Origin of the sequence: Synechococcus sp. PCC 6716 (assembly GCF_022570815.1) — a bacterium.
GTDB classification, from domain to species: Bacteria; Cyanobacteriota; Cyanobacteriia; order Thermosynechococcales; family Thermosynechococcaceae; genus Thermosynechococcus; species Thermosynechococcus lividus.
In genome coordinates this window covers 1-21,823 of sequence record NZ_JAKLTU010000036.1, presented here as the reverse complement: position 1 = coordinate 21,823, position 21,823 = coordinate 1, and the positions used below count along the sequence as shown (strand labels likewise).

14 protein-coding genes and 1 tRNA gene are annotated in these 21,823 nt (G+C 52.1%); 7 read left to right on the top strand and 8 right to left on the bottom strand.

Going from position 1 to position 21,823, the window contains the following annotated elements:
- Positions 1–75 precede the first annotated feature (75 nt).
- Positions 76–930: an ISL3 family transposase gene (locus L5220_RS12380; protein ID WP_499573944.1), complete on the top strand. Its 855-nt coding sequence runs from the start codon at positions 76–78 to the stop codon at positions 928–930.
- Positions 931–1,050: 120 nt separating this feature from the next.
- Here the strand turns inward: L5220_RS12380 and L5220_RS12375 are convergent, their stop codons facing one another.
- The 5 genes from L5220_RS12375 to L5220_RS12355 all read right to left on the bottom strand — a co-directional run bounded on the left by L5220_RS12375 (position 1,051) and on the right by L5220_RS12355 (position 9,426).
- Entirely contained in the window at positions 1,051–4,317 is a 3,267-nt protein-coding gene (locus tag L5220_RS12375) for an Eco57I restriction-modification methylase domain-containing protein (RefSeq protein ID WP_499573942.1), read from the bottom strand.
- 47 nt (positions 4,318–4,364) lie between these two features.
- Positions 4,365–7,643 carry a helicase-related protein gene (locus L5220_RS12370; protein ID WP_499573940.1) on the bottom strand — a complete coding sequence of 1,093 codons (3,279 nt, stop codon included), beginning with the start codon at positions 7,641–7,643 and terminating at the stop codon, positions 4,365–4,367.
- Positions 7,644–7,831: 188 nt separating this feature from the next.
- Positions 7,832–7,904, bottom strand: a tRNA-Met gene (locus tag L5220_RS12365).
- An 88-nt stretch (positions 7,905–7,992) separates the two neighbouring features.
- Positions 7,993–9,102, bottom strand: coding sequence for an A/G-specific adenine glycosylase (mutY, locus tag L5220_RS12360; protein ID WP_499573938.1), 1,110 nt, complete (start codon positions 9,100–9,102; stop codon positions 7,993–7,995).
- A 6-nt stretch (positions 9,103–9,108) separates the two neighbouring features.
- Complete coding sequence (locus L5220_RS12355; protein ID WP_099799281.1) at positions 9,109–9,426, bottom strand: DUF760 domain-containing protein; 318 nt, start codon at positions 9,424–9,426, stop codon at positions 9,109–9,111.
- 254 nt (positions 9,427–9,680) lie between these two features.
- Here L5220_RS12355 and deoC point away from each other — a divergent pair, with 254 nt between their 5' ends.
- Positions 9,681–10,334 (top strand): deoxyribose-phosphate aldolase, encoded by a 654-nt coding sequence (gene deoC / locus L5220_RS12350; RefSeq protein WP_448527580.1) that lies wholly within the window; start codon positions 9,681–9,683, stop codon positions 10,332–10,334.
- On the opposite strand, the gene nadB is transcribed toward deoC, so the two are convergent.
- The 3 genes from nadB to L5220_RS12335 are packed head-to-tail and all read right to left on the bottom strand — an operon-like array spanning position 10,314 to position 12,602.
- The gene (gene nadB / locus L5220_RS12345) at positions 10,314–11,984 is read right to left on the bottom strand and encodes an L-aspartate oxidase (RefSeq protein ID WP_499573934.1); all 1,671 of its coding nucleotides are present in this window, start codon (positions 11,982–11,984) and stop codon (positions 10,314–10,316) included. The two genes, deoC and nadB, sit on opposite strands and share 21 nt — an antisense overlap.
- Before the next feature lie 56 nt (positions 11,985–12,040).
- Positions 12,041–12,445, bottom strand: coding sequence for a photosystem II complex extrinsic protein PsbU (psbU, locus tag L5220_RS12340; protein ID WP_499573930.1), 405 nt, complete (start codon positions 12,443–12,445; stop codon positions 12,041–12,043).
- A gap of 22 nt (positions 12,446–12,467) precedes the next feature.
- Positions 12,468–12,602: a hypothetical protein gene (locus L5220_RS12335; RefSeq protein ID WP_257790477.1), complete on the bottom strand. Its 135-nt coding sequence runs from the start codon at positions 12,600–12,602 to the stop codon at positions 12,468–12,470.
- A gap of 375 nt (positions 12,603–12,977) precedes the next feature.
- Between L5220_RS12335 and L5220_RS12330 the strand changes: the two genes are divergently transcribed.
- The 5 genes from L5220_RS12330 to L5220_RS12310 all read left to right on the top strand — a co-directional run bounded on the left by L5220_RS12330 (position 12,978) and on the right by L5220_RS12310 (position 21,241).
- The gene (locus L5220_RS12330) at positions 12,978–15,209 is read left to right on the top strand and encodes a RelA/SpoT family protein (RefSeq protein WP_499573925.1); all 2,232 of its coding nucleotides are present in this window, start codon (positions 12,978–12,980) and stop codon (positions 15,207–15,209) included.
- Between the two features lie 12 nt (positions 15,210–15,221).
- Complete coding sequence (locus tag L5220_RS12325; protein ID WP_499573920.1) at positions 15,222–17,273, top strand: putative PEP-binding protein; 2,052 nt, start codon at positions 15,222–15,224, stop codon at positions 17,271–17,273.
- Between the two features lie 96 nt (positions 17,274–17,369).
- Entirely contained in the window at positions 17,370–19,829 is a 2,460-nt protein-coding gene (gene pheT, locus L5220_RS12320; RefSeq protein WP_499573917.1) for a phenylalanine--tRNA ligase subunit beta, read from the top strand.
- A 9-nt stretch (positions 19,830–19,838) separates the two neighbouring features.
- Complete coding sequence (bioB, locus tag L5220_RS12315; protein WP_499573915.1) at positions 19,839–20,855, top strand: biotin synthase BioB; 1,017 nt, start codon at positions 19,839–19,841, stop codon at positions 20,853–20,855.
- A 188-nt stretch (positions 20,856–21,043) separates the two neighbouring features.
- Entirely contained in the window at positions 21,044–21,241 is a 198-nt protein-coding gene (locus L5220_RS12310; RefSeq protein ID WP_448514794.1) for a DUF2949 domain-containing protein, read from the top strand.
- The last annotated feature ends 582 nt before the right edge of the window (positions 21,242–21,823 follow it).

Below are 21,823 nucleotides of genomic sequence, written 5' to 3'. Positions count from 1 at the left end.
TCTTCCGATCTCGCAAGCAAACGGATCGATTTGCTCAGTCAATCGTGCAACAGGTTTTGCACAGCAACATTCATAATGTTGCAATTTCAAATGGTCTCACTGATGAAGAAGTATGGTCAATGGTACAGTATGTCAGTAAAAAAACTCAACGTCGATGTGAGTTCAGTAAAACGATTAGGTATAGATGAGATTTCCTTAGGTGAAGGACAAGGAGATTACATAGTTGTTTTGGTCGATTTAGAGCGGCGAATTCCCCTTGCCCCTTCTCGCAAGCAGGAAGATGTGAGGCAAGTGCTTGAGGCATGGGGAGCAGCAGTACTCAATCAAATTATTGAGGTGAGCATTGACTTGTCTGGAAACTATAAAAGTTTGGTTCATAAACTTCTACCTAATGCTACGGTGGTTGCCGACCGATTTCATGTTATAAAAATTTTGAATCAGGAATTGGATAAGGCTCGACAAAGTATTTGTAAAGCGAATGAGCAGACGGTAAATGAAGTCCAGAAAGCCCAGATTGCAGCCGCGCTCAAACAAAGTAAATATGCGTTACTCAAGCCGGAGGAAAATCTAACTCAGAAGCAAAAAGCAAAACTGGAAGAAATTCGAGAAGTAGTGCCAAGTCTGGCTCGAATGCATCAGGAGAAGGAATCGTTTAGAGCCATCTTTGAGCAAGCAAAAGATTGGAAAGATGGAACCTTTCAATTGCTCGACTGGTTAGCTCAAGCTCAGGATTCTTTTCAAGAGAGCGTAAGAACAATTTGTCGGTGGTTTGGTGAAGTCACCGCCTATTTTGATAATCACACAAATAGTGGTGTTGTTGAAGGTATTAACAATAAATTGAAGCTGATCAAGCGGTCAGGTTATGGGTTCAGGAACTTTGACAATTTTCAGTTACGTTGCTTAATTTGCTGGCATTTAGCTATTGATTAAGCATAACTCGGACGATAGAGCCGATTTTTGCGGGGTGGCTGCCAAAATATGGTGAGTAATTCCATTTCTGGCTCGTAGTAGATTTTTATTTGTGCCATATTAACTCCCCTTCTTTTTTGCTCATCCTTCTCTCCCTGCGATGATGGCCCGCTCTGCCTCGGTCAACCCATACAGACGGGCAACAATGTCGTCAATTTCGGCTTCGTAAGCGGCAACATCTTTCCCCTGAGCAGCAAGGCATTGCTGGACAAGGGCTTCGATGCGGGATTTGTCGGTGGGTGAGGCTAGAGGAATGGGGATTTCTTTGATGTAAGCGCTAAAGGCTCTCAAATAACCACCTCGCACACTATTTGAAACTCTGGCATAAAACCATTCAACAATTGAAGAATTTAGTAAACCGCATAGCCACAGTTCCTCAGTGGGGATAAAGTAGCAAGTATTTCCAGAAAAAAAGCCATTAGTATCAAAAGCGAAACTCTGATGCTCATAAATATCTGGGTAAATAATCTTCGATCGCTCAAACTCCTGCCAGTAGGCAATGTTGTCTTGGATTTCATACCATTGATAGCTACCTAGTTTGCGACCGCCAGGGATGCCAGGGGTTAAGCGGTCTTTGAATTGCAGCAAGTATTTGTGAATGGCTGGATATTGCTGAATATCAATGCCACGACGGGTAAAAATTAACCACAGATCTTGATAATCCACTATCCACCGTTTAACATCGCGTCCCCGCAAAAAAGGTTTGAGGACTTCAGCAGAGGAGGGGTGTTCGGCAATGAGTCTGTCACGGGTGGGGCGATCCACAACAAACGCTTCATTGCAACCTGTTTTAATCCCGTAGTAAAACCGATTGTTGACATATTCGCCTAACGGGGTGCCAGCGTTGCGGAGTTTTTCTAACAGGTTTAGGGCAGTGGCATCGGCAAACTGCCAGCCCTCGGCGGTGAGTGCCTGTTGGGGCATGGCAAAGGATTGGGATTGCACAACGGTTTCAAATTGGCTGATGGGTTGTCCGGATTGCCAGTTCAAGGCGCGGAAACCCTCACCCCTAGCCCCTCTCCCTAGGGCGAGGGGAACCGGATCTGTCTGACTCCCCTTCTCCCTAGGGGAGAAGGGGTTGGGGGATGAGGGCTTGCCTTTCTGGGTAATGACGATCGCCGGATAGGCAATGGCGGCAAACACAGGCGCGTCACCAAAGTCAATAATTTGCTGAAGTTGGGTTTCACGGGCGATCAGTTGGCGTAGCTTTTTGCCATAGGATGCTCTAAACCATTTGTTAGAGGAAATGTAGGTTAAAACGCCCTGTTCTCGCAGCAAATTCAAGCCTTTTTCATAGAAAAATACATAGAGATCGGCAGTGCCAGTGAAGGATTCGTAGTGTGGTTTTAGTAAATCTTTGAGGTGCTTAATTTGTTCTTGGCGCACATAGGGCGGATTGCCAATCACCACATCAAACCCACCCTGTTGCTGAAACACCTCGCTGAAATACACCTCAAAATCAAAGATTTCAGCTTGGTTGGTGATGGTTTGAATTAGCCCTTGAATGGTGGTGCGTAATACTGTCTTGCGGTCTGGGTTGGTTTCTTCAAAGTATTCCTGTTTCCGCTGCTCTAACTCGGCAAACACCTGATAATTCAGCAGGTTTTTCTCCACACTCAGTAACGAGTTACCGCAGACAATTTTGTAGTCCAGGTTGGGCAGGGGCTTAATGCTTTCGTAGTCTTCCTCATCGACTACTAACGACAACCACAGCCGCAACTTAGCAATATCCACCGCACCGGGGTCAATATCTACGCCATAAATCGAGGACTGGATGGCATGACGTTTGAAGGCGTAGGCAGATCGACCCTCATCGGGCAAATAGGTTGTCAACACGCCCCGCACCTTCACAATTTCCTGCATCATCCCCACCGGAAATGCCCCAGAGCCGATCGCCGGGTCACAAATTTTGATCGCTGCCAATGCTTGGTCAATCTCCGCCGCATAGGTGCGTACCGACTCCGGCACCTGAAACTGATAGGTTACGGTTTCGCTGCCCTTTTGCACCACCACAGCATCATTCTCGATCGCCCGTTCCCCTTGCCGAATCAACCGTTCCAGATCGCCACGGGGCACCTGATGAATCGTCGTGTCCAGATAGTTAATCAAACTTTCCTGACACATATAATGCACAATCTCACGGGGCGTGTAGAAGGCACCCTTGGACTTGCGGTCTTTCACCTCCAGCAAATTCTCAAACACCTTCCCCAACATCTCCGGATCGACCGCCACCTCCTTATCCAGTGGCTCATCTTCCCGCACCGTGAAGTTATACCGGTCAAAGGTATCCAGAATGTTTTGAATCGTGGCGTTGGCGATTAAGATATTCGTGCTTTGCCAGTCATAACCACCGATCGGTTCAAACAAGCCCCCATTCAAAAATGGGATCTTGCAGGGCTGCTGGCATCCGGGCCATTCATACAGCGCTTCACGACCGCGATCGACGGCTAAAGCGTGGTAAAACAACGGCTCCAGCACATCGTTAAAGAAGTTGTCATATTGCACATTCTCCCGCTGAAACAAGCGCCGCAGAAAATCCTTTGCGCCACTGCCCCAGGGTTGCCCCGGCTCCACGCCTAACCAGCCTTTCTTTTGCAGAAAATACAGAAAGACAATTTGCCCCAAGAGCTTTTTGGCAAAATTGGCGGGGTCAATCTGTTTCTGAGTAAAGTCAGTAGCGATGACCGGATCAGTCTGAAGTAGGGTTTCGACCTCATCCCGCACCTGGAGAAACAGGTTTTTGTATTGCTCAAAAAATTCCTGCGTAACCGATTCAATACTGAACGCCGCCTCTAATTCATCCAAAGTCGGATTCTGGCGATCGTTCAATAACAGCGGCAATAACTGCTGCTGCGCTGTGTGATTCGGCTCCGTTTGCCCCACCAGAAAGGACGATCGCCGCGCGGCGGTCACCTCCTTCTTAGGTTTATAGCTACCGTCTGCCTGCTGTTCTAACCGATAATCCAAGCGAACCAGGGAAAAGCGCCAATCCGGTGAGCCATCGGTGGTGTAGGCGACCAACGCCGCTTCTTTTTGATCGCGATCTTGCAGGTATTGAGCAATAAAGTTGCGCTGCATGGTGCGTGCCCGATCCAGAGATGTCGGCTGCTGCAACCGCACCACCAACACATCGATCGTATTGCCGTCAGGATCGACATACTGCCCAATGCGCTTATACTGCCGCACTTGGCGCTTGTAGGCATCCTTAATATAGTTGCCCTGCACTTGGAATGCCTTTGATTCATCCAAGTCATTGACCAAGTTGCGGGCAAATTGCCGAAACTGTGCCTCGTCAAAGGGACGCTGTAGCGTGTCGGTTAGTAATCGAATGGCGATCGCTTTTTCCATGGGTTAATCCCTCCTAAACCTGTGGCTGCCCTCACCCAACCCTCTCTCTAGGGAGAGGGCTTTTCAAGCTCCCCTTCTCCCTGAGGAGAAGGGGCTGGGGGATGAGGGTGATAAAAATATTCCGACAGCACCACCTCTCGACTGCTGCCCCACTGATGAACCATTTGCGGTTCTGGTTCTACCAATAAATTCATCGGCACCGTCTTCCTCAACGCACTCAGGAGCTTTAGAGGATTTCCCGCGATCGGTTTCAGAGCCTGTTGCACTTTTTTAGCCGTTTGCTTCGGAATTCTACCTTCCTCAAAGGCAAGACGCACCGCTTTTAGAAACTCCTCATCTGCGTCAGTAAATCCCTTAAAAGTGCGAATTTCTTTCGCTTTCAAACACTGAATCACAAATGTATCAGCGCTACTGCCACGTCGAGTGATGGCAGGCGCCGCGTCTGCGGTGTCATCCAGAGACGCAAAGGCATCTTTATTCTGTTGCAGCAGATCGTAGTAGCCTTTAGGAATGGGCTGCTTCGGCGTGTCGGGTTCGCACTTCAACCAATCAACGGCTTGAAAGAAGTCTAACTCTTGAGCGGCTGTTCCATCCGACAGGAAAAATTTCTTCAAAGCTCCCTGTCGAAAGAAGGTTAAGACCTGATCCTGTTCCAACTGGGGCGACCCGTTCCATCGTTGGGCAGTACGAGCTTTGCGGGGTAGCTTTTTGATTTTGTCAAACAGATCCGGTTGGCGATCGCGGATTTGGCGTAACAGTTGCAAATACTCTAGTTCCGATCGTTCGTCACCTTCAGCCTCGCGATCGTAGCTCTCTCGCTGATTCAAGGTGCGATAGAGGCGATCGCCAAATAACTCATGGGTCGTCACCTCTTCCTCATCACTCAGATACTTGGCATCTTCTCCCAAGGTGTCGTGAAACGCTTGAAGCTTGGCAATGATATTCTCTTCTAACCCCAGTTGCGCTTCCGACTGCGCCGTGGGGAAGCAGTTAAAAATATAGACCTGTTCATGCACCGTACCCACCCGATTCACCCGTCCCACCCGCTGCAACACCCGTGTCGGGTTCCAAGGAAGGTCATAGTTAACGACCACATTGGCGCGGTGTAAGTTAATCCCCTCTGCCAGAACATCCGTAGTAATCAGAATCCGAATGGTATCGGTTGGCTCTGAATGTTGTGGATCAAAGTTTTGCTGAATTAGGGCTTTGGCAATGGCTGGATTATGGCTCACAGGCTTGCCTGTTTGGTTATAAACGCCCCCTCCACTGGCATAAAACATCACCTGCCCTGGGAAAACCCGATCCAGATTTGTGTAAAGATAATCGCCCGTTTCCTTCGATTCTGTAAAGATAATGACTTTCTGACCGTTCAGGTGAGGATGWTTTTGCAGATCCGCCACAAACTGATTCAGTTTTGGATCATCCTCAAGCCGATGCCAAAGGGCTTGAATATCCTGTAAAAGAACTAAATCTGACCGTAAATCGCGAATAAAATCATCGTTAAAGTCTGTAGCATCATATTGCTGTACAGCATCTTGCTCAATCAAGGCTAACAGTTCCTCTGGGTCGTCTCGCTCCAGTAAATCATAGACATCTAGCTCTTTACTGATCAGAATCCTGCCCTGCTCGAACATGGCAATAAATTTTTCATAGGACACAATAAATCGCCCTAAGGTTCGCTTAAACGCATAAAAACTACTCTCCAAGCGTTTCACTAAAACCGCTCGCATAAATCCGCCAATGTTGCGTTGGCTCTGGCGTGTGAAGCTAGATACTTGCTGCCTCAAATACAACAGTGGGGTATAACGGGCATAGRAAAACCGCCGCAATCGCTGCATCGTTTGGTTAAACACCCATTCCGTCTTATCGTCAAACTGATAAATGATCTTCTGCGGTTCCGCCACCCTGGGAAACATCAATCCTTGTTGTCTCAAATCATCGGCATAGTAATTGAGAATCTCAGTTCGAGTGCGACGCACCATCACATATCGCAATACCTGAGTCCGGATCTGTTGCGATACGTCCTTCAACGTGATCCAATAATCAGGATCGTCTTTGGAATACTGATCTAATCGCTTTTGTAACGCTTTAAAGAATTGCTCAAGATTAGCAATCCCCGGAATGGTACTTTTTCGAGCAGGTTGAAATAACTTAAGCTGGTTGAAGATATCGCTAATGCGGTTATTCAATGGCGTTGCAGACACCAAAATAACCTTCTTCCCAGCACAAATTCGGCAGAGATTGTCATACGCTTGGGTTCCTTCATTCCGAAACCGATGAGCCTCATCAATCAACACATAACGAAATTTCTTTAAATCGCGCTGCAAGAGGGCATCCAACTTTCCCAGTGACTCGACTTCATAGCCGCGAATCCCAAATTCAAAAAAAGTATCTCGCCAATAGTCACGCAAAACCGGAGGACAAATGACTAAAATCCGTCCCTGTAACTGTTGAGCCAATAATGCCGAGATATAGGTTTTGCCCAACCCCACCACATCGGCTAAAAATACGCCGCCATAGGCATCCAAAATTTTACGAGCTGATGTGACTGCCTGTTTTTGATACGCCAATTCCATGAAGCTGTCTGGCAAATACACATCCAGATCGTCTTCATCTAGATTGATATCTTCCTTAAAGTATTCATAGAGAAACTTGAGGTAAAGCTCATAGGGGGTGATTGTATCGTTGAGCCAGGTTCGTTGTTGAACGGTGTCAACATACTCAGCGGAAATATCAACCGCATCCGCCCATAACGCTTCAAACTGCGCTAGGGCAAACTCCACATCTGCCCGATCCTTTAGCTCTACATTAAATTCTCGGTTGGCAACTAACCCTGACCAAGAAAAATTGCTTGATCCTGTAATCACTCGCCCAAAGTCGCGATCGCCCTCACCAAACCGACTGATATAAACCTTGGCATGGAGATTCGCACTGGGATATGCCTTAATTTCTAACTTCCCAGATTGAATAAACTCAATGAATTTTCGTACGCCTAATTCCGTATCATAGGAGTCTTGAGCTTGCGCGATCTCCGTTTCAACTTGAGCCTTAACTTGCTCTTTCGTTCGTTTATGAGACTCAAAATCCAGATTCATTTGAGCCTGAGCAACTTCAATTAACTCAAACGCCTTTTGATCCACTGTGAGACCGACTAGAATCCGAATGTGATCAACGGTTTCCAATGCGTCATACAGTTGATGGAACCCACTTGTTCGGAAATAACCCACCAAAACATCAAAATACTGCACATCCGACAGCGTCCGCTTGAAGCGATCCAGCAGCGTTGCTTCCGGTTCATTGGTAAAAAACGTCAGATCCGTTGTCATTAGCGTTGTTCGAGTGCTGTTCGTGCTTGACTAGCTCCTCATTTTAAAACTCGCATTCAAGTAAAGCCTTCCCTACATCAACCTCTCCAGTGAAGCTCCCGCCGCGAACTGCTGATCGCTGCTTCGCTACACTTAACACTTAATAAGTGTTTCAGAACCCGGTAAAACTGTCTCAGACAGTGGGTGGATGGCTCAGGCGGGATTTGAACCTGCGACCTTGGGCTTATGAGTCCCCTGCTCTAACCACTGAGCTACTGAGCCAAAAATTGCACAATCTTAATTCTAGCGCAAACAGCAAAAAACTCAACACCCTTGTAACAGTGCTATGGATAGTCGAATGATCACCTAGTTAACTTGGTGCACCACGTTCACGGATGGCCGCAATAATCAGGGTGTTTGCTTTAGGGAAAGGAAATTGATCAAGATCCGCGGGTACCACCCAACGGATAGCATCGCAGCCAAGGGGTTGTGGTGTTCCCGACTCATAATGACAGTAATAGACCTGTAGTGTGACCTTAAAGTGGCTGTAGGCATGGTCAATGTCGATTAGGTGCTCACCAACCCTAACCTCAATACCAAGTTCTTCACGGATTTCGCGGCGAATGCACTCCTGTACCGTTTCTCTAGGTTCAATTTTGCCCCCCGGAAACTCCCACAGCCCCCCCAATAATCCGGTCGGTGGCCGTCGATCAATGAGAATTTGGCCAGCATTGTTCCAAATGACGGCAACACCAATCTGCTTGTGAGGTAATGGCGCACTGGTCATTTTGCGGGGAATGTCCTGAGTTAATCCATACCGATGGGCGCGGCAATGATTTAGCCATGGACAAGCATGACACAGGGGTTGACGTGGTGTACAGATGGTCGCCCCCAAATCCATGATGGCTTGATTAAAATTACGGGGCTGCTGGGGGCACAGGAGTTGTGCTGACCATACCCACAATTGCGTCTCTGCCTGCTTGGGGGGTATAGAAAGGGCAAAGAGACGGGAAAGGACTCGCTTAACATTGCCATCCAGAATAGGGTGGGCTTGGTCAAAGGCAGCACTGAGAATGGCCCCCGCCGTACTGCGGCCAATTCCGGGCAGGGCAGCAACAGCGGCATAGTTCTGGGGAAATTGCCCCTGATGCTCACTCATAATCTGCTGAGCGGCGCAGTGAAGATAACGGGCACGGGCATAGTACCCCAACCCTTGCCAAAGTTTGAGAACCGTGTCTAACTCTGCCCCTGCCAAGGCCTGAATGGTTGGTAGATGATCCAGCCAGCGGTGATAGTAGGGGAGAACCGTGGCTACTTGGGTTTGCTGGAGCATGATTTCCGACACCCAAATGGCGTAGGGGTCGCGAGTGTGTCGCCATGGTAAATCTCGGCTGTGGTGTTGATACCAGTCCAGCAATGCACTGCGAAGGGCGGGTACCTCTAGGGCATACCCACCCTCAGCGTCTTTTAGATGCGGCACGCCTGCCTATTCCCCTTGAATTGTCCCTTGGAGCGATTGCTCGAACTCTAGTCGCTGCTCCGCACCCCGCAGGAAGTAGCCACTCATCATCGCAGAGGCTAGCAAGCGACCGAGGTGTTCACGGTTAGTGGTAATGGATACTTCAAATCCCTCTGCCGGCAAATACCCTAATAAATTGCCAATATGGCGCTCCATCACCACTGCCATTGCTGGCGATGAAGGACGTGACAGGCGAGCCACCACTTCTGCGTCCATATTCTGCAGATAGTTCCAAAGGGATTCAGCATTTTCCTGAACTGTGCGTGGGTTAATGGTTGGCTCCATAGTGCGTCCTCTCCAACAGGTGCTTTAGGCCACACGGCCAATGTTACTGTGTTTACTTAGCTTTAATGTAGCAACTCTTTTGGTCAGGGTAAGGGGGGAGAACCGATCTGCAAAGATGCGAGTTTCCGCCTGATGAACTACCCCACCCCATAGGCAGATAGGGAATTGCGCGACCCTAAAGTTAATATTTTTAATTTTAATAATAGGATAATGGTTTTGAATATGTGTCTGGCTTTCAGGAATAGAGAGCGCCTATGACTGAAAATACTCTTTTTGACCTAGCACCCTATATTGATCATACACAGCTTGACCCGCTGGCCACCACAGCTGCCATTGACCAGTGTTGTGCCGAGGCGGAACAGTTTAAGTTTGCCACGGTTTGCGTAATGCCGGTATGGGTGAAAAGAGCCGTGGACTACCTCCATCGCACCTCTGTCAAGGTTTGCACGGTGGTTGGTTTTCCCAGTGGTGCCCATACCAGTGAGACCAAGCTCTATGAGGCGCAGCAGGCGGTGGAGGCGGGGGCAACAGAACTGGATGTGGTCTTAAATTTAGGCTGGTTGAAGGACGGCCATACGGAAGCTGTGTATCGTGACATTGCCCAAATCTGTTCGGAGACGGGGGTGACTGTCAAGGCGATTTTAGAAACAGCGGTGCTCACGGAGGATGAGATAGCCGTAGCGGTGGAGATTTGTCTGGATGCGGGGGTGGCGTTTTTGAAAACGAGTACGGGCTGGCGGGGGGGTGCAACAGTAGCTGATGTTAAACTCCTGAAACGCTTAAGTCGCGATCGCGTCGGCATTAAGGCTTCAGGCGGCATTCGCAGCCGTGAGCAAGCTCTAGACCTTCTTGCCGCAGGGGCAACACGACTTGGCACGTCCCGAAGTTTAGAATTGATGCAGGTCTAGATGCTGATGCGCTTGGGGCTGCCAATCCCCGCTTTGAATCGGAGCTTTTTGCCAGCGATCGCCACAGATAAGGGTATGCATTTGCCATGCTGGGTCGGGTTGGGGGTAGTCTTGGCGATAATGTCCACCACGGCTTTCCTCCCGAAAGAGAGCACTTTTGAGAATCAGGTAGGCGATATCTAGAAGATTACGCAGTTCTCCCCACTGCCATAGGTAGGTTTGTATGGCAGCACTCCCCAGTTCAACGCTGTGTTGCGGGAGACGGTGTTGGAGGGGGGTGGGCATTTGGTCTCGCCACGTTTTGACTTGGGTCAGGGCTGCCATGAGGGTCGGGGCATCGCGGCAAATGCCAGCACTCTGCCAGATCAGCTCGCGCAATTGCGTACGCCAAGCAACAAGGTGGGCTAAGGAAATATCAATTCTGTCAATGTCGATGGAGGTGGTGCTCTGGGGGATAAGCACTGGCCTTGGGGTAAGCTGAAGATGAGCTAACTGGGCAGAAAAAACAAAGCACTCCAGCAGGGAGTTACTGGCCAAGCGATTGGCACCATGCACGCCTGTACTGGCGACTTCGCCAACGGCATACAATCCGGGAATCGTGGTCTGGGCTTGTAAATTGGTGAGGACGCCACCCATCCAGTAGTGGGCGGCGGGGGCCACCGGGATGGGCTGCTGCTCCACGTCAATGCCCCACTGCCGACACACGGCAATAATTTTGGGAAAACGGTAGTGTAGGCGATCGCGGGGAATTGGCCGTAAATCTAACCAGACATGGGCGGCGCGAGACTGTTGTAAGTGGCGGTAGATGGCACGGCTGACCACATCCCGAGGGGCTAATTCTGCGGCGGGGTGATAGTCGGCAACAAAGCGATACCCACGGTTATCAACGAGATGAGCACCTTCTCCTCGCACCGCTTCGCTGATTAAAAAGCGGGGGGCATTGGGAACGTTCAAGGCGGTTGGATGAAACTGAAAAAATTCGACATCGCGGATCTGTGCCCCGGCTCGCCATGCCATGGCAACCCCATCGCCGGTGCTTAAGGGTGGGTTTGTCGTTTGGGAAAAGACCTGGCCGCCGCCGCCTGTTGCCAGAATGACAGCCCCAGCACTGAGCCATTGAATCTGGCGATCGCGCAACAGACATACCCCGCAGCACACCCCAGACTCGATCCAAAGGTCTAAGACAAAGCTGTTGGGCAGCAGGGTAATATTCGCTGTGGCAGCCACCTGTTGCAATAGGGTGGTCACTAATGCCTGCCCCGTGGTGTCGGCAGCATGGAGGACTCGCGGTCGCGAATGAGCCGCTTCAAGCGTTAATGCTGGGCGATCGCCTTGGCGATCGAAGGCGACCCCCATCGCCAGCAGGCGCTCCACTTGCGCTGGTGCCTGCTGAACCAAAAAACGAACACTCTCGGGATCACACAGCCCCGCTCCAGCCAAGAGGGTATCCTGTGCATGTAATAACGGGGAATCACTGGGGTCGATCGCTGCCGCCATCCCCCCCTGCGCCCAGCCACTGGCAGACTGCTGCAGGTCATTCTTGGTAATCAGCCCAATGCGATAGGAGGTAGGAAGGGCTAACGCTGCACTTAACCCCGCGGCTCCACTGCCAATGATTAGAACATCAAACCCAGACGTCGCGGCAGTCAACGTTAACCCAACGCATCCTTTAGAGTTGTTTTATGAGGATGGAAATGCACAAGAGCTTACTTGTATAGCCCATTATTATAGCGATCGCCCCCTTCAACAAGGGCAGTTTCCACCTCAGTAACCGTAAATTTATCTAAATTTGCCCGTAACGTTTCTTTTTGCCGCTCTGTCAGACCGGGGATATTAAGGACATCCTCCACCGACTGGTAGGGAGCATTTTTAACAATGAGCTTTGCTAGCGTAGGATAAAGACCACGATATTGGATAAATGCGGCAATATTAGTGTTGTTAAGGTCAATCTTTTCCCCATAGGAACTGCCTAGTTTTTCGTCCACCACATTCACCAGTTCCTCTGCGGCGGGTGCGGTGGCAGCCAATGTAGGTGCGCTCCAGTGCATCCAGCCGAGAAGGCTAACCCCCAGTAGATACACCAGTGCTAGCCAGCGGCTAAAACGTTGCATATTGCTTTACCTCCCAAATCTCTCAGGTCATTAAAAACAGCGGTTGATTAGGATCAGAAGACGTAATGAGCGCATCGCAGGGGCGATCGCCATCACCTAAGCTGGGTAAAGGCTGACGCACAATGGCCACTAAGACCGATGGCCAACTGTAGTTCACGACCCTTACAAATGATTCAATAATATCAGAGTCCCGTAACTCCTTAGAGGATGTCTGCGAAGGTAAAGCGATCCTAACTACTCCCGCCGCGGGCTAGCCCCTCGACCCCATTTCATCCTGACGGCATTGCCGATAATTGCACTCAAGTCTTACGGCATCAAAGGTAACGGCACAGTACTTTGGCGAAAAAGTAAAAGTCTATCCCAGAGTTTGCCCTCGCACCATTCAGTGCGTCTCGAAAGCGTGCAGCAGCCATACATGGCTATCAACCGTCCTACCAGCATTTTGCTACGTTATCAAGGAGGGTAGAGGTGAGGGAATTCCACGAGAACAGTTAGAATAAAAATAAATTTCTTGCGCCCGCTGCCTGCTGCCATGAACGCCTTTGCTCCTAGCGTCCCGACTGATATTGACCTTCCCGAGTGGTTAGTAACATGCCTGCGGCAGCCCAGTAGCGAAAATGATGAGGACTTGGTATGCCGCGCCTTTCAGTTTGCTTACGATCTCCATCAAGGACAGCAACGTGCCTCAGGGGAACCCTACATTGCCCATCCCGTTGCAGTGGCTAGTATTCTGCGGGACTTGGGGGGTGGCCCAGCGCTGATTGCCGCAGGCTTCTTACACGATGTGATTGAAGATACTGCCATTACTGCCGAAGAGCTAGAAGCAGAATTTGGCACCGAAGTCCGGCGGTTAGTAGAAGGGGTAACGAAACTCTCGAAATTTAACTTTTCCAGCAAAACTGAGCGTCAAGCGGAAAGTTTCCGGCGGATGTTCTTGGCGATGGCTCAGGATATCCGTGTCATTGTGGTCAAATTGGCGGATCGGCTGCACAATATGCGGACACTGGAGTATTTACCAGAGCAGCGTCGTCGCCCCATTGCCCAAGAAACCCGCGATGTGTTTGCCCCCCTTGCCAACCGTTTAGGGATTTGGCGCATTAAATGGGAGCTTGAAGATCTGGCCTTTAAGTATCTTGAACCAGAGGCCTACCGTCAGATACAGGAGTTAGTAGCTGAAAAACGCGCCGATCGCGAGGCGCAGTTACAGGCGGCCATTAGCCAGCTTCAAGACCGTCTCAATGACATGGGGTTTGGCTATCTCGAGATTAGTGGTCGTCCCAAGCATCTTTACAGCATCTATCAAAAGATGAAGCGCCAGCAAAAAGAATTCCACGAAATCTACGACGTGGCAGGAATTCGCATCCTAGTGGCCACGAAGGACGAGTGCTATCGTGCCCTAGCGGTGGTTCACGACTGCTTCTTATCGGTACCTGGTCGCTTCAAAGACTATATCAGCTTACCCAAGCCCAACCAGTACCAGTCGCTGCATACGGTGGTGATAGGTCTGGGAGGCCGCCCTCTGGAGGTGCAAATTCGCACGCTAGAAATGCACCATGTCTCGGAGTATGGGATTGCTGCCCATTGGAAGTACAAAGAAGCGGGTAACTCGCTGCCGCAACAGTGGAGTGGCCGAGATCAAAAATTCACGTGGTTACGTCAACTCCTTGACTGGCAAAATGACCTCAAAGATGCCCAAGAGTACCTTGATAGCATCCGTGATGATCTATTTGATCGCGAAGTTTATGTATTTACGCCCCAAGGGGACGTCTTAGCCTTGCAGCAAGGGGCAACTCCCCTTGATTTTGCTTACCACATTCACACCGATGTGGGGAATCACTGTGCGGGTGCTCGGGTCAATGGCCGTATGGTTACCCTCGATACCCCTCTGCGTAATGGCGACATTGTGGAAATTATTACCCAGAAAAATGCCCACCCTAGTTTGGATTGGCTGAATTTTGTCTGTACCACCGCAGCGCGAAACCGTATTCGCCAGTGGTATAAGCGATCGCGGCGGGATGAAAATCTGCAACGCGGGCGGGAACTTCTTGAAAAGGAATTGGGTAAATCAGGTCTAGATAGTCTGCTGAAGTCACCGCAAATGCAGCAGGTGGCCGAGCGTAGTAACTATCAAACTGTTGATGATCTCGTGGCGGCCTTGGGCTATGGTGAAATTACCCTCAATTTAGTGGTGAATCGTCTCCGTGCGGCCACGTTGGCGCGTCCCGATGTGGCTGCGCCCGAATTACTGCCAGAGACTGCATCAATTAATCGGGTMCCTGCCTCTACAAAACCCAGTGACTCGCCGATTTTAGGAATTGAGGGACTGGTTTATCACATTGCAGGCTGTTGTGCCCCAGTGCCCGATGAACCGATTATTGGTGTCGTGACCCTTGGCAGTCGCGGGATTTCTATTCATCGGCAGGGCTGTAGTAACCTTGAGGCGATCGCGGGCGATCGCCTCATTCCTGTGAGTTGGAATACCAAAACGGCGCAGCACCGACCGCAAACCTATCCGGTTGATGTTCAAATTGAAGTCATTGACCGTGTGGGTATTCTCAAAGATATTTTGACCCGTTTAACCGATAATCACATCAATGTCCGGAAGGCCAATGTCCGCACCGATCCGGGGCGAACGGCCATCATTGATCTGTGTATTGATATTGTGAATGCGAAACAACTGGATAATATACTGGCTCAAATTAAAAAAATTACGGATGTGCTAAATATACGTCGCCGTCAGCAGACAGACATCACGTCCCCTTAGCCCGTTGCGCTTGTGCCCCTTCTGACACTGGAAACGCTCCAACGGTGTCCAGCCGAACTGCTTGCTCCTGCGCTAGCGTGCTTGCAGCGGGTACAGCAGTCGTGGCCGCCGCCGCATCCGGTGTGGGTGGTTCCCGCAACCCTATGGCACGAGGTACACCCCGCGCTGGTGCCCCTATGGGAGCAAGCGAGTGAGCAGTGGCAGGCGACAGCGCCGAACCATATCACGCTGAAAGCCCTAGCCACAGAGATGAGCCAACGCATCTCGCCCCTCGATGTGGGTGAGTTACCCGTAGTGTTTGAGGCGTGCCACCACTATTGGCAGCAGCAGGGGGGCGATCGCCATCTTGTAATAACTAGCTATCTGTGGCTAGACCACCACGACTTACCGTGGGGGATAGGCAGTGCCAGCGTGCTGACAAACCCCAGTATGCCCGTGGCTCACCATACCATCGAAGTGGCCTATCGCCAAGTGGTGCAGGCCAGAAACCTCTATACCTACTGGCAGCAAGGGTGGAACGTTAGCAATTTACGGGTGGCCGTATTAATCTATCCCCTAGCGACGGTGATGGCGTCGGGATGGTGGTGCAGCGCAACTGGCGGGACAGGGGTTGCCTATGAGGGGGTGCACTTACCGCACCACGGGCATCTACCGGGCAATGCTGGTGAATTGCCCACAGACTGGCAGACCTTGGTAGCGCAGTGCCCCATTACCGTGCAACCCTATCTGTGGCTCTGGCATCAGGCCTACAACCGTGTTTGGGTTGGTCAATGTTTGGCAGAACCCTATTCCCCTGAGCAACCGCCAGCCCCCCTTCAGCGGAGCATTGTGGGGGAAGGCATTCCCGCTGCCCCCGGCCAAGCCATTGCCCCTGCTTTGGTGATCACCGACCCCTGTGCCCCCAGTGCGGTTGTCGGGCGCATTTTGGTGACCAAAACTATTCCTCCCCATTGGCTGCCATTGGTGAGTGCGGCGGCGGGTATTATTTGCGAACAGGGAGGGCTAACCAGTCATGGAGCCATCTTAGCGCGGGAGTTGAGCCGCCCGGCAGTGGTGGGTGTCCCTAATGCCACGCAAACGATTGCATCGGGAACACTGCTGTTCCTTGATGGGAATAGTGGAGCCGTCTATCAGCTTCCGCCGCAACCCCTGCGGGCAGAGGTGACCGCTACAACCCAGCCCCAGCAGCCCCCCGCCCGAGGCGATCGCCTTCCCCTACAGATTTTGGTGAATGTGAGCCAAGTGAGTGCGCTGCGGGGACTGCGGAGTCTGCCCTGCGATGGCATTGGCCTAGTGCGCTCAGAGTTAATGCTGTTGAGTTTTCTGGATGGTCGCCATCCGTGTCACTGGTTGCAACAGGGGGACGCAGACGAATTACGCGATCGCTGGGTGCATCACCTAACCCAGTTAATGCGGGCGATCGCCCCGCGCCCAGTGTTTTACCGCACCTTAGACCTGCGTGCGGAAGACTATCGGCACCTGTTGGGGGGAGCCAGCTTTGAGTCAGAAAGCCATCCTGCCTTTGGCTTACGGGGGGTGAGTCGCTACCCCCACTTTGCCGAGTTGTTCGATCTGGAACTGGAGGTGCTCGCCATTGCCCACCGCCTTGAGGACGCGCCCCTACGGGTGATCTTACCCTTTGTTCGCAGTGTTAGCGAAGTGGCCTACTGTCAGGCTGCCTTGGCTCGTCACCACCTCACCCAAGCGCAGGGAATTGAATTGTGGGTGATGGCAGAGGTGCCCGCCATTTTATTTTTAATGAGCGACCTTGCGGCTTTGGGGATTAGCGGTATTACCATTGGCACCAATGACCTGACCCAACTGCTGCTGGGGGTTGATCGCGAGCGAGTCCTCCACGAGTTCAACGACGATCACCCTGCCGTCAAAGGGGCGATCGCCCAACTGATCCAGCAGGCAAAAGCACTGAAGTTGCGGTGCAGTTTGTGCGGTGAAGCCCTCATCCACCATAGAGACTGGTTACCATGGCTAGTAGAGCTAGGGCTAGATAGCATTTCCGTGAGTCCAGAGGCCGTGCTACAGGTGTGGGCACAGTTGACGAGGTAGGGGTAGCCTCTGGCGGCTTTGTGAGCCAACGGCTTGTGCGAGGTTGCCCCTGACGCTAGGCTGGACTATGGCATCGTATGAGTTTTTGAGGATTCCATGCGCGTTTCCCTTCGCTGGTTACGGGAACTAGTCTCAACGGATCTGGAGGCCACAACCCTTGGCGATCGCCTGACGATGGCGGGGTTTGAAGTTGAAGAGATTGAAGATCGCCGCACGTGGGCTGAGGGAGTTGTGGTCGGTCATATTTTGCAGTGCGACCCTCACCCCAATGCCCAAAAGCTGCGAGTGTGCCAAGTGGATGTGGGGCAGGGGGAACCCAGTACCATCGTCTGTGGTGCTCCTAATGCGGCAGCAGGGCTGTACGTGCCGGTGGCGGTACCGGGCGCTTACCTTGCCAAAATCGACCTCAAGATTCGTCCGGCCAAACTGCGCGGGGTGTTGTCTCAAGGCATGATCTGCTCCTTAGCCGAATTGGGGTTAGCCAAGGAATCTGCAGGAATCCATACCTTTAGCGAGCCAGTGACCGTAGGGGCAGATGTGCGCCCTCTGTTAGGGCTTGACGATGTGATTTTGCATTTGACCTCAACAGCGAACCGTGCCGATGCCCTGAGTATGGTGGGGATTGCCCGTGAAGTGGCTGCCCTTACGGGTGCCCCCTTGAAGGTGGCCATTCCTGCGGCACCTCCGGCCAAAAAATCCCGTAGTAAACCGCCCTTCACCGTCAGTGTTGCGGATCCGCTAGCGTGCCCCGCCTATCGTGGTGTGCTGATGAGCGGTGTGCAGGTCGCCCCCTCACCCCCATGGTTGCAGCAGCGGCTGGAAGCGGCTGGTCTGCGCCCCATTAACAATGTGGTGGATATTACTAACTACATTCTTCTAAAGTGGGGGCAGCCGCTCCATGCCTTTGATTGGGATCGCCTCCGAACCATTGATCACAACAGCCCCCTCACGGTTGGCGTGCGCTTAGCCCACCCCGAGGAAACCCTGCAAACCCTTGATGGTCAATCCCGCCGCCTCACGGTGGAGAACCTCGTGATTACTGCTGGGGACGTGCCGATCGCCCTCGCAGGCGTGATGGGGGGGCAACAGACAGAGGTTCATGCGGGAACGCAACAGATTTTGCTGGAAGCGGCGCTCTTTAGCAGTGCGGTTGTGCGCAGGTCTGCCCGTGCCCAAGGGTTACGCACTGAAGCCTCTGCCCGGTACGAGCGCGGTGTCAACCCAGCAGAGCTAGAGGCCGCCAGCAACGAGGCGATCGCCCTGTTAGAGGAGCTTGCCCACGGTCGTGTTACCTTCACCACCCTGCTGGATCAGCGACCGCCCCTTGATCGCACCCTCACCCTGCGCCTTGAGCAAGTCCATCGCCTTTTGGGRGGGGTACTGACCGCCGATAACTCGGAGATCGAGGACTTGAGCGCCGAAACCGTGGAAGCCCTGCTGAGCGCCTTGGGCTTTACGCTGAGGCGGCAGCCCTCTGCAGAGGACGAGTCCGTGGTGTGGTCAGTGACCGTGCCCCCCTACCGGTTTCGGGATATTGAGCGGGAGGTGGATCTCATCGAAGAAGTTGCGCGGCTGTACGGCTACGATCGCTTTGAGGAAACCTTGCCGCCGCAATCAGAGTTGGGCGCACTACCGCTGGATCTGCTGCTGCTGCGGGATCTACGAGCTGCCTTTCGCGGCGCTGGCTTAACGGAACTGATGCACTACTCATGGGTTAAGGGCACTCACCCCCATCAGGTGACCGTTGTCAATCCATTGGTGGCTGAGTTTTCCTGCCTGCGTAGCGATTTAATAACCGGATTGGTACAGGCCTTTCGCTATAACCATGAGCAAGGCAATCCCCCCCTGAACGGGTTTGAGGTGGGTCGCGTCTTTGGCCAAGGGGAAGAGGGTCTCTGGGAGAGCGATCGCCTAGGGGGAATCATTGGTGGCGATCCGTGGCAGGGCAAGTGGGTGCGGCGCTCCCAACAGCCCCAACCTCTGTCGTGGTTTGAAGCCAAGGGCATTCTCGAAAGTGTATTTCAGCGGTTTGGCTTGGTGGTTGAGTACCAGAGCGATCGCCGCGATGAGCGGCTACACCCCGGACGCACAGCGTCTCTATCCCTAAATGGCGAGCACTTGGGCTTTTTTGGTCAATTGCATCCCCAGTTTGCCGCAACGTTAGAGCTACCCCATGCGGTCTATGTCTTTGAACTGGAACTAGAGGTACTGCTCGCACCGCTGGTCGATCGCTTCGGCCATGAAACCTTCCAACCGTTTTCTACCTATCCCGCCAGCGATCGCGATCTAGCCTTTTTTGCCCCTGCGGATCTCACCGTTGGCGAACTCCGCCGTACCCTGTGGAAAGCCGCAGGTGGACGCTCCTCGCTCCTAGAGTCGGTGGAGCTGTTTGATGAATATGCTGGGGTTGGGGTTCCGCCAGGACAGCGCAGCCTAGCGTTTCGGCTGACCTACCGTGCCCCTGACCGCACCCTCACCGAGGCCGAAGTGAATGAACTCCACCAAAAACTCCGCGACAGCCTAGTTGAGAAATACGCCGTCACCTTACGTAGCTAGAGGATAACGATGACCACAGCCGTGCCCATGACTGATCGTTGGCAAGCCATGGCAGATCTTGCCCTTGCGGGTGACCTTCTCAGCCGTGATCAAGCCCGCGCCGTTCTGCGTGCCCCTGATACGGAGCTACTGGCGCAATTGGCAGCGGCCTATCGGGTGCGGCATTACTATTGGGGCAACCGGGTGCGGCTTCATTACCTGCTGAATGCCCAGAGTGGCCTGTGTCCCGAAGATTGCCACTACTGCTCCCAATCTAAAATCTCCACCGCTGAGATTGAAAAGTATCCTCTGCTCTCCCAAGAAAAGATTTTGGCGGCGGCTGAGCGGGCGGCGGCACTGAAGGCGGGCACCTTTTGCATGGTCATTTCGGGGCGATCGCCCAGCGAAAAAGTCTTTGAGCAGGTACTTGCGGCAGTAAAAGCGGTAAAGGAACGCTACGATCTCAAAATTTGCGCCTGTTTAGGCTTACTCTCGGCAGCCCAAACCCAGCAGTTAGCCGCAGCGGGGGTGGATCGGGTGAACCATAACCTGAACACCTCACCGAACTACCACAGCGAGATTTGTACCACCCATACCTTTGGCGATCGCGCCCAGACCCTCAACCATATTAAGGCAGCGGGGATTACCACCTGCTCCGGCGGCATCCTCGGTATGGGGGAATCCGATGAGGATGTGATAGATTTAGCCCTTGCTCTGCGGCAGATGGAGGTTACCAGTGTGCCGGTGAATTTCTTAATCCCCATTGCCGGTACCCCCTTTGCGGCACACGATCATCTCACGCCGCGTCAATGTTTACGAATTCTTACACTTTTTCGCTTTTTGTTGCCTCACCAAGAGATTCGCATTGCCGGGGGTCGCGAGGTGCACCTACGCTCCCTACAGCCCCTTGGCCTGTATGCCGCTAACTCCATCTTTGTGGGGGACTATTTAACAACGGCGGGGCAGGCACCCCATCAAGACTGGCAGATGATTGCCGATGCTGGCTTTGTCCTAGAAGATGCTGAAGGCCGCGCGATCGCCCCTTAAAATCCTCCTGTTGGGGGATGCGCTTCCTTGATGGTTCCATCACACTAGCATCCAAGAGCCAAGACGGCCTTGGGGCTGGCGACAGTACTCAGCAACGTGTAACATTCTACAATGCATTTGTAACGAAATGTTGCATTTTCTCAGATTCCTCCTTAGCATAGAGAGGAATGTGGTACTTAATAGACATTATGAAAAAGCCACGTTGGACACAGCTTATTGATTTTCTGCAGCGGGAGATGGCACTGCCCACCTCTGCCATTAACTTTGGCCTCAAGCAGTGCGATGAGAAAGTCAACCTGTTGCCAGTGGTGCTGTGGCAGTATGGCCTAGTCAGCCTTGAGCAGTTGGATCGCATTTTCGAGTGGATGGAGGCTAGCCACAGCTAGTTTTGCCTGCTGTGACACTTTGGCAAGAAGTTGCCATAGGCTGCTCTGCCTAGCTCTGAGTACTCCTTCCATTAGCTTTTCGGTAGCGAAACAGCAGATTAGATTCGCGACTTCACCCTTGTTCAGAGTATGCCGCAAGCTCCGAGGGATCTGCCGAATGGCTTGGATACCCCATTGATGCGTTGGATCCCTCGGAGTCCCTCAGGAAGCGGCTTTGAAGATTTTATACTATGTCGTATAAAAAATATTGCTGGCTTGTAACGGTCATCCCTCGGAATAGGGGGTTGCAGTTCGCTCAGGGAGCGGCTAGTATAGGGGTACTCCTTCCTCTTCATGGGGAAGGCGATCGAATGGAAACAACGCGGAACCAACGGGTATCGTATCCCAAATACGCTCCTTCCTCTTCATGGGGAAGGCGATCGAATGGAAACCGAAACCTTTTTCAGTTAACTGGAGTTCGTACATTAGCCTTCCTCTTCATGGGGAAGGCGATCGAATGGAAACTCGTCGTCAGCAAGAAGCCGTTGTAGCGGCTGCTTGTGGTGGCCTTCCTCTTCATGGGGAAGGCGAGATCGGAAGAGC